General features: G+C 66.4%; 16 protein-coding genes. 11 read left to right on the forward strand and 5 right to left on the reverse strand.

Features of this window, described 5'->3' with window-relative positions:
* Positions 1-3 precede the first annotated feature (3 nt).
* The 5 genes from ACT54R_RS03245 (at position 4) to ACT54R_RS03265 (ending at position 4,680) form a co-directional block, all read left to right on the forward strand.
* A complete protein-coding gene (locus tag ACT54R_RS03245; protein ID WP_476326352.1) occupies positions 4-1,158 on the forward strand; it encodes an ABC transporter substrate-binding protein in 1,155 nt (384 codons plus the stop codon).
* Between the two features lie 100 nt (positions 1,159-1,258).
* A complete protein-coding gene (locus ACT54R_RS03250) occupies positions 1,259-2,131 on the forward strand; it encodes a branched-chain amino acid ABC transporter permease (protein WP_168461067.1) in 873 nt (290 codons plus the stop codon).
* Entirely contained in the window at positions 2,128-3,177 is a 1,050-nt protein-coding gene (locus tag ACT54R_RS03255) for a branched-chain amino acid ABC transporter permease (RefSeq protein WP_476323574.1), read from the forward strand. The genes ACT54R_RS03250 and ACT54R_RS03255 overlap by 4 nt, the downstream gene beginning before the upstream one ends.
* Positions 3,178-3,206: 29 nt before the next feature.
* The gene (locus tag ACT54R_RS03260) at positions 3,207-3,983 is read left to right on the forward strand and encodes an ABC transporter ATP-binding protein (protein ID WP_476326354.1); all 777 of its coding nucleotides are present in this window, start codon (positions 3,207-3,209) and stop codon (positions 3,981-3,983) included.
* Complete coding sequence (locus tag ACT54R_RS03265) at positions 3,976-4,680, forward strand: ABC transporter ATP-binding protein (RefSeq protein WP_476323577.1); 705 nt, start codon at positions 3,976-3,978, stop codon at positions 4,678-4,680. The genes ACT54R_RS03260 and ACT54R_RS03265 overlap by 8 nt, the downstream gene beginning before the upstream one ends.
* A 37-nt stretch (positions 4,681-4,717) precedes the next feature.
* Here the strand turns inward: ACT54R_RS03265 and ACT54R_RS03270 are convergent, their stop codons facing one another.
* A complete protein-coding gene (locus tag ACT54R_RS03270; RefSeq protein ID WP_476323580.1) occupies positions 4,718-5,533 on the reverse strand; it encodes an N-formylglutamate amidohydrolase in 816 nt (271 codons plus the stop codon).
* A 116-nt stretch (positions 5,534-5,649) separates the two neighbouring features.
* Here ACT54R_RS03270 and ACT54R_RS03275 point away from each other — a divergent pair, with 116 nt between their 5' ends.
* Positions 5,650-6,465 carry a transglutaminase-like domain-containing protein gene (locus tag ACT54R_RS03275; protein ID WP_168461077.1) on the forward strand — a complete coding sequence of 272 codons (816 nt, stop codon included), beginning with the start codon at positions 5,650-5,652 and terminating at the stop codon, positions 6,463-6,465.
* A 135-nt stretch (positions 6,466-6,600) separates the two neighbouring features.
* Complete coding sequence (rpsU, locus tag ACT54R_RS03280) at positions 6,601-6,885, forward strand: 30S ribosomal protein S21 (protein WP_168461079.1); 285 nt, start codon at positions 6,601-6,603, stop codon at positions 6,883-6,885.
* Positions 6,886-6,928: 43 nt separating this feature from the next.
* Here rpsU and ACT54R_RS03285 read toward each other — a convergent pair whose 3' ends face one another.
* Entirely contained in the window at positions 6,929-7,300 is a 372-nt protein-coding gene (locus ACT54R_RS03285; RefSeq protein ID WP_476323584.1) for a hypothetical protein, read from the reverse strand.
* Positions 7,297-7,578 (reverse strand): hypothetical protein, encoded by a 282-nt coding sequence (locus ACT54R_RS03290; protein WP_476323587.1) that lies wholly within the window; start codon positions 7,576-7,578, stop codon positions 7,297-7,299. Before ACT54R_RS03290 ends, ACT54R_RS03285 begins: the two co-directional genes overlap by 4 nt.
* Before the next feature lie 257 nt (positions 7,579-7,835).
* On the opposite strand from ACT54R_RS03290, the gene ACT54R_RS03295 reads away from it, so the two are divergent.
* The 3 genes from ACT54R_RS03295 (at position 7,836) to ACT54R_RS03305 (ending at position 9,390) form a co-directional block, all read left to right on the forward strand.
* On the forward strand, positions 7,836-8,045 hold the full coding sequence (locus ACT54R_RS03295) for a cold-shock protein (RefSeq protein ID WP_024278120.1): 210 nt from the start codon (positions 7,836-7,838) through the stop codon (positions 8,043-8,045).
* A 163-nt stretch (positions 8,046-8,208) separates the two neighbouring features.
* A complete protein-coding gene (locus ACT54R_RS03300; RefSeq protein ID WP_476323590.1) occupies positions 8,209-8,406 on the forward strand; it encodes a transcriptional regulator in 198 nt (65 codons plus the stop codon).
* Positions 8,407-8,715: 309 nt separating this feature from the next.
* A complete protein-coding gene (locus ACT54R_RS03305; RefSeq protein ID WP_476323593.1) occupies positions 8,716-9,390 on the forward strand; it encodes a L,D-transpeptidase family protein in 675 nt (224 codons plus the stop codon).
* 12 nt (positions 9,391-9,402) lie between these two features.
* Here the strand turns inward: ACT54R_RS03305 and ACT54R_RS03310 are convergent, their stop codons facing one another.
* Entirely contained in the window at positions 9,403-10,212 is an 810-nt protein-coding gene (locus ACT54R_RS03310) for a hypothetical protein (protein ID WP_476323596.1), read from the reverse strand.
* Between the two features lie 22 nt (positions 10,213-10,234).
* Positions 10,235-12,340: an alkyl/aryl-sulfatase gene (locus ACT54R_RS03315; RefSeq protein WP_476323599.1), complete on the reverse strand. Its 2,106-nt coding sequence runs from the start codon at positions 12,338-12,340 to the stop codon at positions 10,235-10,237.
* A gap of 142 nt (positions 12,341-12,482) precedes the next feature.
* On the opposite strand from ACT54R_RS03315, the gene ACT54R_RS03320 reads away from it, so the two are divergent.
* Positions 12,483-13,184 carry a Crp/Fnr family transcriptional regulator gene (locus ACT54R_RS03320; protein WP_476323602.1) on the forward strand — a complete coding sequence of 234 codons (702 nt, stop codon included), beginning with the start codon at positions 12,483-12,485 and terminating at the stop codon, positions 13,182-13,184.
* Positions 13,185-13,199 lie beyond the last annotated feature (15 nt).

Genomic DNA, 13,199 nt, shown 5'->3' on the forward strand with positions numbered 1-13,199 from the left:
TTGATGTCACGCCGCACCACGCTCGCCGCCCTCGCCTTCAGCCTCCTTGCCGGCACGGCCTTCGCGGCCGACACCATCAAGATCGGCGTCAATGAGCCCCTCACCGGCGCCTTCGCGGCGTCCGGCACCTATGTGGTGAATGGCGCCAAGATCGCCGCCGACGAGATCAACGCCAAGGGCGGCATCCTCGGCAAGAAGGTCGAACTGGTCATCGAGGATAACAAGAGCAACCCGACCGAGGCCGCCTCGGTGGCAGAAAAGCTCATCACCTCCGACAAGGTGCCGGTGCTGATGGGCGCGTGGGGCTCCTCGCTGACGCTGGCCACCATGCCGAAGCTGGAAGAGTATTCCGTGCCGATGCTGGTGGAGACCTCCTCTTCCGGCAAGATCACCACCTCCGGCAACCCCTTCATCTTCCGCATCTCGCCGCCCTCCTCCGTCGAGGCCGAGGCGTTCGAGCCCAGCGTCAAGAAGCTCGGCCTGAAGAAGGTGGATTTCCTCGTCATCAACAACGACTGGGGCCGCGGCGCTGCCGCCGACTTCTCCAAGATGCTGAAGGCCAACGGCGTCGAGGTCGGCCTCGTCGAGACCATGGACCAGTCGGCGCAGGACATGAGCGCCCAGCTCGCCAAGCTGAAGGCCTCCGACGCCGACACCATCATGGTGACGAGCGCCGTGGACCAGCTCACCCTCCTGTTCAAGCAGATGGCGGCGCTCGGCCTCAAGAAGCGCATCATCACCACCGGCGGCTCGCAGAACCCGGACCAGATCATCGCCCAGGCCGGCGCGGCGGCGGACGGCACCATGCACCTCACCACCTTCCTCCCCTGGTGGCCGGAGAAGACCCCCAACCCCGAGGCCACCGCCTACTTCCTCAACGAATGGAAGAAGCGCGGCTTCGACTTCGCCGGCGCCACCGAGAGCTTCCGTGGCTATGACGGCATCCGCACGGTCGCGGCCGCCATCGCGGCCGGCGGCGGCACCGACCCCGCCTCCATCCAGAAGGGCTTCTGGAAGGTGGACTTTATGGGCCTCAACGGCCCCATCAAGTTCAACAAGAGCGGCCCGGCGGGCAAGGAAAGCGGCCAGTCCAAGCCCAACGTCTACATCATCGAAATCTCCGGCGGGAAGGTGAACCAGGTTCAGCTCGGCGGCTGAGCCGGCGCTTCGTAAATCCCCGCCCTCGGGCGGCGCTTCAGGTGAGGGACGGCCAAGGCCGCCCCTCACCCTGCCCCGAACGCCAGACCGGACAGGCCAGATGGACCAATTGCTGCAACACATCTTCAACGCGCTGGTGCTCGGCGGCACCTATGCGCTCTTGGGCATCGGCCTCACCTTGATCTTCGGCATCATGAACGTGGTGAACTTCACCCACGGTGCCCTCTACACCTTCGGCGGCTACGCCATGTATCTGGCCGCCGTGGCGCTGGGACTGAACTTCTTCGTGGCGCTGCCGGTGGCCCTCGTGGCGGGCCTCGTGCTCGGCGCCCTCATCGAGTTCACCCTGCTGCGGCCGCTGCGCCGCTCGGACATCGACACCACCATGCTGGTGATGATCGGCGCCGGCATCATCATGCAGTCTGGCACGCTGTGGATCTTCGGCGGCGTCGCGAAGGCCGTGCCCACGCCCTTCCCGGCGCAGCCGCTCACCTTCGGGCCGGTGTCGCTCTCCTATGTGAACCTGTTCGTGCTGTGCGCGGCGGTGGCGCTCATCGCCATCACCTATTTCACCATCAACGGCACCAAGCTCGGCCGCGCCATGCGCGCCACCTTCCAGGACCACGACACGGCGTCCCTCATGGGCGTCAACGTCTCCCTCATCTACACCGCCACCTTCGCCATCGGCTCGGCGCTGGCATCGGCGGCGGGCGCGCTGCTCGGGCCGGTCTATGTGGTGACGCCGCAGATGGGCGACCTCGCGGCGGTGAAGGCCTTCGCCATCGTCATTCTCGGCGGCCTCGGCTCCATCTCCGGCGCCACTATCGGCGGCTTCATCCTCGCTTTCGCGGAGGAGCTGGGCGCCGGCTACATTTCCTCGGGATACCGCGACGCCATGGGCTTCCTCATCATCATCGCGGTTCTGCTGGTGAAGCCCACCGGCCTGTTCGCGCGTGCGGAGCGGATCGGATGACGCGCTTCATCGCCCCCCTCTTCCTCGTCGTGTTCGCCCTGCTGCCGCTGGGCCTGACCGACCCCTACCTTTTGAATGCCCTCATCATCACGGGCATCCTCACCATCTGCGCCATGAGCCTGAACCTGCTGCTCGGCTTCACCGGGCAGCTCAGCCTCGGGCACGTGGCCTTCTTCGGCATCGGCGCCTATGTGAGCGCGCTCACCGCACTCGGCTTCGACGTGAGCCTGCCCTTCGGCCTGCGCGTGACGCACGAGGGCGGCTCGCCCCTCCTCGGCTTCGGGCTTGCCATCGTGCTGACCGGGCTCTGCGGCTACCTCATCGGGCGGCTGTCGTTCCGGGTGCGCGGGGCCTACTTCGTCATCGTCACCATCTCGTTCGCGGAGGTGGTGCGGCTCGTCGCGCTGAACTGGGTGGAGCTGACCCAGGGCCCCCTCGCCCTCACCGCCATTCCCAACATGGTGCTGCCGGTGCCCAGCCTCGGCGACGTGGCGCTGCGCTCCAAGATGCAGAACTATTATCTGGTGCTGGCGGTTGGGGTGGCGAGCTATCTCCTCATCGCGCGGCTCGTCGCCTCACGCTTCGGCCGCGCCATGCGGGGGCTGAAGGAGAACGAATCCCTCGCGCTCTCTCTCGGCATCAACGCCACCCGCACCCTGACCATCGCCGCCACCGTCTCGGCCGCCATGGCGGGGGCGGCGGGCAGCCTCTATGCCCACTACATCCGCATCATCGATCCGGACGTGTTCCTGTTCTCCTACACGGTCACCATGGTCATCATGGTGGTGTCCGGCGGCAAGGGCACGCTGGCGGGGCCGCTGGTGGGCGGCATTATCTTCGGCCTTCTGCCGGTGGCGCTGCGCCCGGTGATGGCGCCGGAAGCGCAGTGGATCGTCTACGGCGCCATCCTCATCGCCATCCTGTTCCTCATGCCGCGCGGCATCGTGCCGGCGCTGGAAGGCCTCGGCGAACGCATCGCCGCTCGCCGCAAGGCCGGCGACAAGCCGACCGACGTGTTGCCCGCCAAGATGGGAGCGAACCCGTGACCGCCATCCTGAATGTCGAGCACGTGGGCATGAAGTTCGGCGGCCTCACGGCCATCGCCGACCTGCATTTCGACGTGCATGAAGGCGAGATCCTGAGCCTCATCGGCCCCAACGGCGCCGGCAAGACCACCGCCTTCAACATCATGACCGGTTTCCTGAAGCCGACGCAGGGCCGGGTGCTGTTCCGCGGCCGCGACCTCTCGCAGACGCGGCCCAACGAAATCGCCCGCCTCGGCCTTGCCCGCACCTTCCAGCGCACCAGCGTCTTCGCCGACGACAGCGTGCGCGACAACGTGCTGATCGGCCTGCACCGCCACGGCGACGACCAGCGCGCGGCGGCCCTCCTCGACCGCCTGTTCCCCACCCCCGCCGCCCGGCGGGCGGAGCATGCGGTGCGCGAGCGGGCAGACGCCATCATCGACATGGTGGGCCTCACCGCCCGCGCCGGCGACAAGGCGGGCTCCCTCTCCTATGGCGAGCAACGCCTCGTAGGCTTCGCGCTGGCGCTGGCCGTGGAGCCGAAGATGCTGCTGCTGGACGAGCCGGTCTCCGGCATGAACGCCTCGGAGACGCAGGGCTTCGTGCGCCTCATCCGCAAGGTGCGGGACGAGGGCGTCACCATCCTCCTCGTGGAGCACGACATGCCCATGGTGATGGAGGTCTCCGACCGCATCGTCTGCCTCAACTATGGCCGGCTGATCGCGGAAGGCCCGCCTGAGGCCATCCGCACGGACCCGAAGGTCATCGAGGCCTATCTCGGCAAGAGCGCCGCGAAGCTGGAGCAGCGGGAGGCAGCGCATGCTTGAGATTTCCGATCTCGTCTGCGGCTATGGGCAGGTGGCGGCGCTCCGTGGCATTTCGCTGACTGTGGGCGAAGGGCAGCTCGTGGCGCTCGTAGGCGCCAACGGCGCGGGCAAATCCACGACGCTGCGCACCATCTCCGGCCTCGTGCCGGCCCGTTCCGGCTCCATCCGCCTCAAGGGCGACGATGTGACCCGCGCCGGGCCGCAGAAGATGCTGAAGCTGGGTGTCGCCCACTGTCCGGAAGGCCGTCGGGTGTTTCCGCACATGAGCGTCTCGGAAAACCTCGCCATGGGCGCCTATCTGCGCGCCAGCGATGCCGGGCTGAAAGCCGACTACGAGCGCATCTACACGAGCTTTCCCCGCCTCGCCGAGCGCCGCCACCAGATGGCGGGCACACTTTCCGGCGGCGAGCAGCAGATGCTGGCCATCGGCCGCGCGCTCATGTCGAGGCCGCGCCTCGTGCTCTTCGACGAGCCCTCGCTTGGCCTTGCGCCGAACATCGTGGAGCAGATGTTCGCCATCATCGGCTCCATCCGCGACGCCGGCACCACCGTTTTGCTGGTGGAGCAGAACGCCTTCGCCGCCCTGGAGCTGTGCGACTACGCCTATCTGCTGGAGGCCGGCCGCATCGTGATGTCCGGCAAGGGCGCGGATCTCATCGACGATCCGCACGTGCGGGCGGCCTATCTCGGCAGCTGAGCCGCCTCGCTCGGGCCGGCCCCGCCGCGCGGGCAGGTCAATCCTGGAGCAGCGGGCTTCTCGCAGCCAGTTGGCCGGCGTCTTCGAGCCGCGCGGCGGCGGCCCTGAAAAGGGGCGCCAGCCGCTCCGCCCATTGCCGCTGGCCGTCGGGGTGGGTCACCAGATCCTGCCGAATCTCGATGCCCACATGGGGGATGCCGCGCCGCTCGCCGTGCTCCGGGATGGTCCAGTCCGTCTCTTCGCTCACCGCGTAGGGCTCATTGTCGCCCACGGTGAGCGCGGCATCGGCGCGCAGTAGCGGAAGCAGGGCCTGCGCGAGCCGGCTGTCGCGGTGATGAAGCAGGCCCGCGTGCCACGGCCGCACGAAGCCCGCGAAAACCGGCGTGAAACTGTGCATGGCGATCAGGATGACCGGCGCGCCGGCCGCCTGCCGCCGATCGAGTTCGGCTGCGATGCGCGCGTGATAGGGCACGAAGATTTCCGCCTCGCGCGCCCTCCGCTCCTGCGCCCCGATCGCCTCATTTCCGGGCACGGGCGTCGCATCGCTCTCGGCCGGGATGGACTGCGCGACGCCGAGCGGCCGGTTGCAGTCGATCAGCAGGCGAGAATAGTTCTGTTGAATAAGCGTGGCATCGAGTAGGTCTGACAGAGCCTGGCAGACGCCGGCGATGCCGATGTCCCACGCGATGTGGCGCTCACGGTCCATCGCCGAGAGGCCGAGCGTTCCGACCGAGCAGGGAAGCCTGTTTCCCGCGTGATCCGCGACGAGAAGGAACGCGGAACGACCTTCGGGATTTAACACCGTGACCGGCGGAATGTCGTCCGCCGTCAACAGGGAAACAGGCGCGCTCACGTCAGGACCTTTCCGGCACGGGCCAAGAGAGTCGGGCTCGAACGAGCGCGACAGCCCCGGGGCCGCGCGCACCATAACCGATCCGCGGGCCATGTCCGCACAGAGCTGAGGCCCACATGCTGATTCACGCCGGCTACGAAATTACTTACGGTTGCCCGCAGCCGACGCCCATGATTCTCACCCTGAGCGTCCATCCCTCGCGGGTGAGCGATCTTTTGAACCCCGACCGGGTGATGTTCGACCCGCCGCTTGCCGCCAACACCTATCACGACAGCTTCGGCAATTTCTGCCATGTCATCGAGGCGCCGGCCGGCGGCCTCACCATGCGCACTGATTTCGTTATCCGCGACAGCGGCCTGCCTGACGACGTGGCCCCCGATGCGCCCCAGCATGCCCTCGGCGACCTGCCGGTGGACGTGCTCCTCTTTCTTCTGGGCAGCCGCTATTGTGAGACCGATCGCCTCAGCGCATTCGCCTGGTCGAAGTTCGGTCACCTGCCCAAGGGCTGGCCACTGGTGCAGGCCATCTGCGATTTCGTCCACAATCACATCGCGTTTGGCTATGCCCACGCCAGCCCGCTGAAGACCGCCTTCGACGCCTACACCAGCAAGGAAGGCGTGTGCCGCGACTTCGCCCATCTCGCCATCACCCTGTGCCGCTGCATGAACATTCCGGCCCGCTACTGCACCGGCTATCTCGGCGACATCGGGGTTCCGGCCGATCCGGCGCCCATGGACTTCAGCGCGTGGTTCGAGGTCTATCTCGGGGGGCGGTGGTACACGTTCGACGCCCGGCACAACACGCCCCGGGTCGGCCGCATCCTCATGGCACGGGGGCGGGACGCCACCGATGTGGCGCTCGTGACATCCTTCGGTCCGGCGACACTCACGTCGTTCAAGGTGGTGACGGACGAGGCTGCGGCGGCCGCATAGGTGTATGGCGACGAAGCCCATCGCTTTGGCGGCCCGTCCCCTCTACACTCTCCCCCCACCGGCCCCGGCCGGCCTCCGGGCAAACGGCCAGACCTCTGGCCGGGGAACCGGGCTGATCTTCAGATTGGATATCTTTTGCAGGTTCTCGTCAGAGACAACAATGTCGAGCAGGCCCTCAAGGTTCTCAAGAAGCGCATGCAGCGTGAGGGCATCTTCCGGGAGATGAAGCAGCGCAAGGCCTATGAGAAGCCTTCCGAACGCAAGGCGCGCGAGCATGACGAGGCAGTGCGTCGGCATCGCAAGGCTGCACGCAAGAAGGCGCAGTATGAAGGCCTGATCGCCGCCCCCAAGCGCCGCGCCCGGCCGGCGAATGGCCGGGGCCCGGCAACCGGCGCGGCACCGTCTTCCACCGCCCGCTGACTCCAGTGGTGGGCTGGGGCGCAGGCCCCGGCTCCGCCCGCCTTCAGTAGAACGGCCGCGCGAGGCTGGTCGACGCGAGGCGCTTGCCGTCCGCGTCGAGGGCCTCGACGGTCCAGGTGTAGATGCCGCCGACACACGGTGATCTGTAGGACACGGCGCCCCGCGGGATGGCGCCGCGCGGGGGAAGCTGCACATCAGCACCGCCCAGTTCCCGCCCGCTCGGCCCCACCAGAGCGAACCGCAGCTTGGCGGTGCCCGCCGGCACGTTGCCCACCTGGAATTCCGGGCTGTTGGGCCGCGGCGCGCACAGGGTCGTTCCGAGCCAGGTGAAATCCAGCGTCATGTCCGGGGCGTTCGCCCAAGCGGAGGATATGCTTGCCGAGATGAGGCAGGCCAGAACATACGTCTTTTTCATGACAGCTCCTTCAGCTTCCGCTTCGAAGCCGCGATGATGCTAGCATAGGTGGGCCCCGGACCGGCACCAAAACTATGGGGCAATTCTTTCGTCTCGACGAGAATTGATCGCGCCCGCGCGTAAAACCGTGCTACAGGGAAACGATGAACACCAAATTTGACGCCGACGGCCTCGTTGAGTTCGTCGCAGGCTTCCGATCCCCGCAAGGGCGGTTCAGGATCGTTCGCATCATGCCCCATGACAAGGGCGAGCCGAGCTATCGCGTAAAAGGCGAGCACGAGGCGTTCGAGAGGATCGCAAGAGAATCCGAACTGCGGCGCCCCGGCGAAATATAGGCGGCAAATAGAGCGGCGCGGATAAAAATTTCCGGGCCTTGCTATCAACACAATAGCCCCCTATGTTGTGTTTGTCTGAATTTGACGGCTGATTTTCTGACGCCAAGCCGCGTCTGACGATACCTCCCTTCAATTTCTAACTTCTTGTTCAGCTCGATCGCTCGGGCTGAGCACCCACGCGCGATTGAAAGGAAATCGTCATGAATATCGGTACCGTGAAGTGGTTCAACGCCACCAAGGGCTTCGGCTTCATCCAGCCCGACAACGGCGGCGCTGACGTGTTCGTGCATATCTCGGCCGTCGAGCGCGCCGGAATGCAGGGCCTTGCCGAAGGCCAGAAGCTCCAGTTCGATATCGTCCGGGACAACAAGTCCGGCAAGAACTCGGCCGGGAACCTCCAGGCCGCGTGACATCGCTCTGGCGGACCACGGATGTACTGGCCGCTGGACTGATGCACACTGAGTTCGAGAAAGGCCCCGCCTGCATAGGCGGGGCCTTTTTCTTTATCTTATTTTCTTTGATCTTAGTCCTCGGGCTTCCACCGGGATCATGGTATCCTTCGGAATGACCCCAATGACCACACATCAGAAGACCCTCTCCAGCGCAGAGAGCCGGCGTCAGCTGGACGAATCCATCGAACGCGCCATGGAACGCAACCGGGGCGAACTGGAAGCGGTGCGCGCGAAGAGCGCGCGGCTACGGGCCCTCCGCGAGGCCAGCGAGAAGGAAGCCGCGGCCGCACCGCCCCCCAAGCGCCGCCGCAAGGCCTGACGCGAGCGGACGGATCCAGAGGACCCGCGATGCCTGCCGGCAACGCACGCTCCCGGTGACGGTCGAGGCGTTCGCGACAGGCGGAATTGCCACACCTCTCGCTGGGACGCCCTATCCCGAATTCGGGCAAGCCGCGCCAGAACAGCGCCGATACAGGCCTCCCCCATGCATGGCAGCCCTGCGCGGTGAAGCCTGACGCTTGCCAGCCGCGCCGCTTGGCGGCAAAGTCCGCGCCGAAAAATGCTTAACGGTATCGTCCGGTGCGGACGCACCGCTGGCAACGGCACAAAGGGACACTGCGAGATCATCATGAGGGACGACGTCGCCATGTCCGGGCTCGGGTCCGGCGCAATCAGCCGCCGCTCTTTCCTGCTCGGCTCCGCCCTCAGCATTGGCGCGCTCGGGCTTGCCGGCTGCTCCGCGGACGTCATGAGCCTTGCCGAGGCACAGAAGCTCTATGGGCCGATGCCCAACGAGAAATTTCCGATCCCCGCGCCCGACATCAGCAAGGTCAACCCCAAATATTACCGCCGGACCGTCAGCTACGAGAGCAATGAGGCGCCGGGCACGATCATCGTCGATCCGAGCAATTATTACGTCTACCGCATCGAGGGCGAGGGCAAGGCGACCCGTTATGGCGCCAATGTCGGCCGCGCGGGCTTCCTGTGGAGCGGCGACGCCTATGTGGGCCGCAAGGGCGAGTGGGCCGTCTGGACCCCGCCCAAGGAGATGATCAAGCGCCAGCCGGAAGCCGCCAAATGGGCCAACGGCATGCCGGGCGGCCTGGAAAACCCCCTCGGCGCCCGCACGCTCTATCTCTACCAGAACGGCCAGTACACGCTCTACACTATCTATGCGAGCAGCGATCCCGAGTCGATCGGCACCGGCGTCACCAGCGGCTGCGTCGGCCTGCTCAGCCAGGACATGATCGACCTCTACGAAAAGACGCCGGTCAAGACCAAGGTCGTGGTGCTGCCGGCCTGAGGCGCGCGCGGCTCAGAACTCCAGTTTCAGCCCCACCAGCGGCCCCTGCTGCACGGCGTCGAAGACGAAGCCGCCACGGTCGTAATTGATGCCGACCGCGCGGTAGCCGGCGAGCATGGACAGGCTCCTGTTGAAGCGATAGCCGACCGCGGCGGCCACATCCCAGTCCAGCTGGGCGCCGCCGGCACCGGCCAGCGCCCAGCCGGTGAGGTAAAAGCTCGAATTGATGGCGTAGGTGCCGCGAAAGCCGACGAGGCCATCGACCCAGGTCGCACCATCATTGGGCGACAGGCCGTTGAGAAGCCCGCCATAGAAGGCAAGCCCGGTGTCGAAGTGCCAAATCCGCGCCGCGACCGCGATGTCGAGATGGCTGTCTCCGTCCCTGAGCAGGCTATAGCCGGCGCCCACCGTGCCTGCGGTCGCCGCGAAAGACAGCTCCGCCGTCAGCGCCAGCACCCCTTGCGGCGTCGCCGTCTCATGGGACAGGTCGAGATAGACCAGATCGCCGAACAGGCTGAAGTCGCCATGGCGCGCCTCCGCCATGGCCATCGCCGCAAAGTCGAGATGATCCAGCACATCCCGGAATGGCAGGTCGAAATCGACCCGCGGCAGGCCGAACTGGGCCGTCTGCCCGGAGTTTCCGGCCGCCCACAGATAGGGCATCACCGAAAAGGTCCAGGTGTCCGGATCAGCGCTCTCCACTTGCTTCGCCGCGGGCGGCGGAGCGGCGAGATCCGCCGCGGCGGCGCTACCGGCGAGGCTGGCGAGCGTGAAGAGAGCGGGCAGCAGGCGCCGGCCCATGGCGTGGTGTGAATGGCCCATCGTCGTTCCGCCTGCCGCGCCACTATTCCGCGATGATCTTTTCGGGCACCGCCTCGAAGCCGTCGGCGGCCACGACCTCCTTCGGCCGCGCCCGCGTGCCGGGCATCACCTCGAAGCGCGGATCGAAGTCCACCATGGTTGCGGCCAGCTTCGCGAGGATGCTGACATCGCCGGAGACCTTCGCGGTGCCGTCGGCAATCTGGGCTGCAAGGGTCTTCGTTCCCATCATGGTCTGCTCGAGGTCCGAGCGGTTGATGGTCAGCGTCAGATCGGGCTTCTCCGACTGGAAGCCGGCGATGTTGGTGAGCGTGGCGTTGTCCAGCTCGACGATGAACTTCTCGCCATTGTCCGGCGTGGAGAGGTTGATGGTGAAGCGCAGCCCCTCCGCCTTCCGGCTGTCCATGCGGATGCCAAGGAAGTTCAGGAACAGCTCGGTGGTCATGGCGCGGATGACGTCCGGGCTCGACGAGCTCGCCTTTTCGCCCTGCGAGATGCCGGACCGCAATTCATAGGCGCCGTTGAGGAAGCTGTTGCGCAGGCCGGGGTTTTCCTGCTGGTAGCCGATCTGCTCGAAGATGTCGGCCAGAAGCTCCCGCGCCTCGGTGTTCTGCGGCTCGGCCTGCACCAGCTTGTTCACGATCTCGACGGCGAGCATGTATTTGCCCTCGTCATGCAGCGCGCGGCCGCGGGCGATGATCTTGGCGCTGCCGCCCATCATCTCCACGTAGAGCGGCGCGGAGTCCGACGGCGAGAGCGGGATCAGGGTCGCCGGGTTGCAGTCCCAGAAGCCGAGATAGCGCTGGATCACGCCGCGCGCGTTGTGCTGCGCCGAGCCGTGATAGCCGCGGCATTCCCACTTGGCCTGAAGGCTTTTCGGCACCTCGTAGACGTTGTGGATCTCGTTGATGGTGACGCCCTGATTGGCGAAGTGCAGCACCTGGTTGTTCAAATTGGCATAAAGATCGCGCTGGGCGCGCAGCACCTGCTGGATGCGGGCATTGCCCCAGCGCGGCCAGTGGTGGGAGGCGAACATCACCTCCGCCTGAAGCCCGAAGCGGTAGAGCGCTTCCGAGATGTACTTCGACCAGGCGAGAGGATCGCGGATCTGCGCGCCGCGCAGCGTGTAGATGTTGTGGAGGGTGGCGGTGACGTTCTCCGCCATCCACAGGGCCTTGAGGTCGGGAATCCAGGTGTTCATCTCCCGGGGCGCCTCGGTATTCGGGGTGTTCTGGAACACCATCCGCACCCCGTCGACCTCCAACTCCTCGATGGGCTCGCGCACGAAGTGCGTGGGCGCGATCAGCCCCACGGCGCCCGCCGAGACACGCGTCCCGAGCCCCTGTCCCACGTAGCCGTGGGGGGCCGCCGTGAGCAGCAGGCCATATTGGTAGAACAGCCGGCGATTCATGGCGTTGCCGGCGTAGACGTTCTCGGAGACGGTGAAGTCCATGAAGTCGGCCGGGGCGATGATCGGCACCTTGCCGGAGCGCACGTCCTTTTCATCCACGATGCCGCGCACGCCACCCCAGTGGTCGCCGTGGGTGTGGGAATAGATGATCGCCGAGACCGGCAGCCCCTCGCCCTTGTGCGCCTGGAAGAGCTTCCACGCCGCACGGGCCGTCTCGGTCGAGACGAGCGGATCGAACACGATCCAGCCGGTCTTTCCGCGCACGAAGCTGATGTCGGAGAGGTCGAAGCCGCGCACCTGATAGATGCCGGGCACCACCTCATAGAGCCCGTAATTGTTGTTGAGCCGGCAGATCCGGTGCAGCGAGGGATGGATGGAGTCGAATTCCTCCTGCTGGTCGAGGAACTGGAAGCTCTTCATGTCCCACGCCACATGCCCGGCATCGACGGGAATGACCATTTCCGTCATGGGCGCGATGAGGCCGCGCTTCTGCTCCTCGAAATCGCGCGTATCGTCGAACGGTAGTCCCTCGCGCGCGGCCTTGAGTACCGCGACCGTGTGCTTGGAAGGCGCCTTGCCGCGGGGGTGGAAATGGCCGGCGAGCGACGGCGCGGGCGTATCGGCGTGGGCCGCCGTGCCCTCCATGAGGAAATTGCTGCCGATGGCGAAAGCGGCGGCGGAGGCGGGAGCGGATTTCAGGAGATCGCGCCGGGAAACCATGGACGTTGCCTCTTTTGATCCCACTTCGGCGGCCGAACATGCCTCTCGGCCGCAGCGCGGGACGGGTGATTTGGCTTCGACCTTAGTTGATCGGAACCGGCCGGATTGGGTAGATTTCCGCAATCTAAGCTGGAGCCCCGCCATGAACCGGCCGACCGAGTTGGATGCCCTGCGCGCGCACGGCTGGCTGTCGGAAACGGCGGAGTCGTTCCGCAATGCGGTGCTCGAACGCTGCGTGCTGAAGCGCTACCCGCGGGGCGAGACGCTGTATCGGGCGGGCGACGAAGCAGGGGGGCTTTATGGCCTCGTGGACGGCGCCTTCGGGGTGATCGTCGCGCCCGGTGCGCGGGCGCCCTTCCTCGGCATCCTGGCGCAGCCCGGCTTCTGGATCGGCGAAGCCTCCGTCATCACCCGCGGCCCGCGCGCCATCGGCATCGTGGCCGCGCGCGACAGTCTCGTGGCGCATCTCTCGCTCGGCCAATGGGATGCGATCGTGCGGGCGGATGCGCAGGCGTGGCGCTGGCTCGCATTCCTGACGCTGCGCAATGAACTGTTTGCCCTCGCGGTGATCGATGCGCTCCGCATGCGCCGCTCCGAAGACCGGCTGGCCGCCATCCTCGCCGTTCTGGCGATGGGCGCGGATGCCGGCGCCAGGGCCACAGCCGCGGCGGAGCGCCCGGTGATCGAGATCAGCCAGGACGATCTCGCCTCCATGGCGAACCTGTCCCGTTCGAGCGCCGGCCGCATCCTCGACGCGTTCGAGGCGCGCGGCCTCATCAGCCGGAGCTATCGGACGGTGACCGTTCTCAATCTCGAAGGGCTCCGGCGCCGGCGCGAGGCCTGACGCACCGGGACACAA

This window comes from Xanthobacter sp. DMC47, from assembly GCF_056313845.1.

Excerpts from the sequence above, each read along its gene's own strand:
- ACT54R_RS03245 (WP_476326352.1), top strand. The coding sequence starts at position 4 with ATGTCACGCCGCACCACGCTCGCCGCCCTCGCCTTCAGCCTCCTTGCC.
- ACT54R_RS03250 (WP_168461067.1), top strand. The coding sequence starts at position 1,259 with ATGGACCAATTGCTGCAACACATCTTCAACGCGCTGGTGCTCGGCGGC.
- ACT54R_RS03255 (WP_476323574.1), top strand. The coding sequence starts at position 2,128 with ATGACGCGCTTCATCGCCCCCCTCTTCCTCGTCGTGTTCGCCCTGCTG.
- ACT54R_RS03260 (WP_476326354.1), top strand. The coding sequence starts at position 3,207 with ATGAAGTTCGGCGGCCTCACGGCCATCGCCGACCTGCATTTCGACGTG.
- ACT54R_RS03265 (WP_476323577.1), top strand. The coding sequence starts at position 3,976 with ATGCTTGAGATTTCCGATCTCGTCTGCGGCTATGGGCAGGTGGCGGCG.
- ACT54R_RS03275 (WP_168461077.1), top strand. The coding sequence starts at position 5,650 with ATGCTGATTCACGCCGGCTACGAAATTACTTACGGTTGCCCGCAGCCG.
- ACT54R_RS03285 (WP_476323584.1), bottom strand. The coding sequence starts at position 7,300 with ATGAAAAAGACGTATGTTCTGGCCTGCCTCATCTCGGCAAGCATATCC.
- ACT54R_RS03295 (WP_024278120.1), top strand. The coding sequence starts at position 7,836 with ATGAATATCGGTACCGTGAAGTGGTTCAACGCCACCAAGGGCTTCGGC.
- ACT54R_RS03300 (WP_476323590.1), top strand. The coding sequence starts at position 8,209 with ATGACCACACATCAGAAGACCCTCTCCAGCGCAGAGAGCCGGCGTCAG.
- ACT54R_RS03305 (WP_476323593.1), top strand. The coding sequence starts at position 8,716 with ATGAGGGACGACGTCGCCATGTCCGGGCTCGGGTCCGGCGCAATCAGC.
- ACT54R_RS03310 (WP_476323596.1), bottom strand. The coding sequence starts at position 10,212 with ATGGGCCATTCACACCACGCCATGGGCCGGCGCCTGCTGCCCGCTCTC.
- ACT54R_RS03315 (WP_476323599.1), bottom strand. The coding sequence starts at position 12,340 with ATGGTTTCCCGGCGCGATCTCCTGAAATCCGCTCCCGCCTCCGCCGCC.
- ACT54R_RS03320 (WP_476323602.1), top strand. The coding sequence starts at position 12,483 with ATGAACCGGCCGACCGAGTTGGATGCCCTGCGCGCGCACGGCTGGCTG.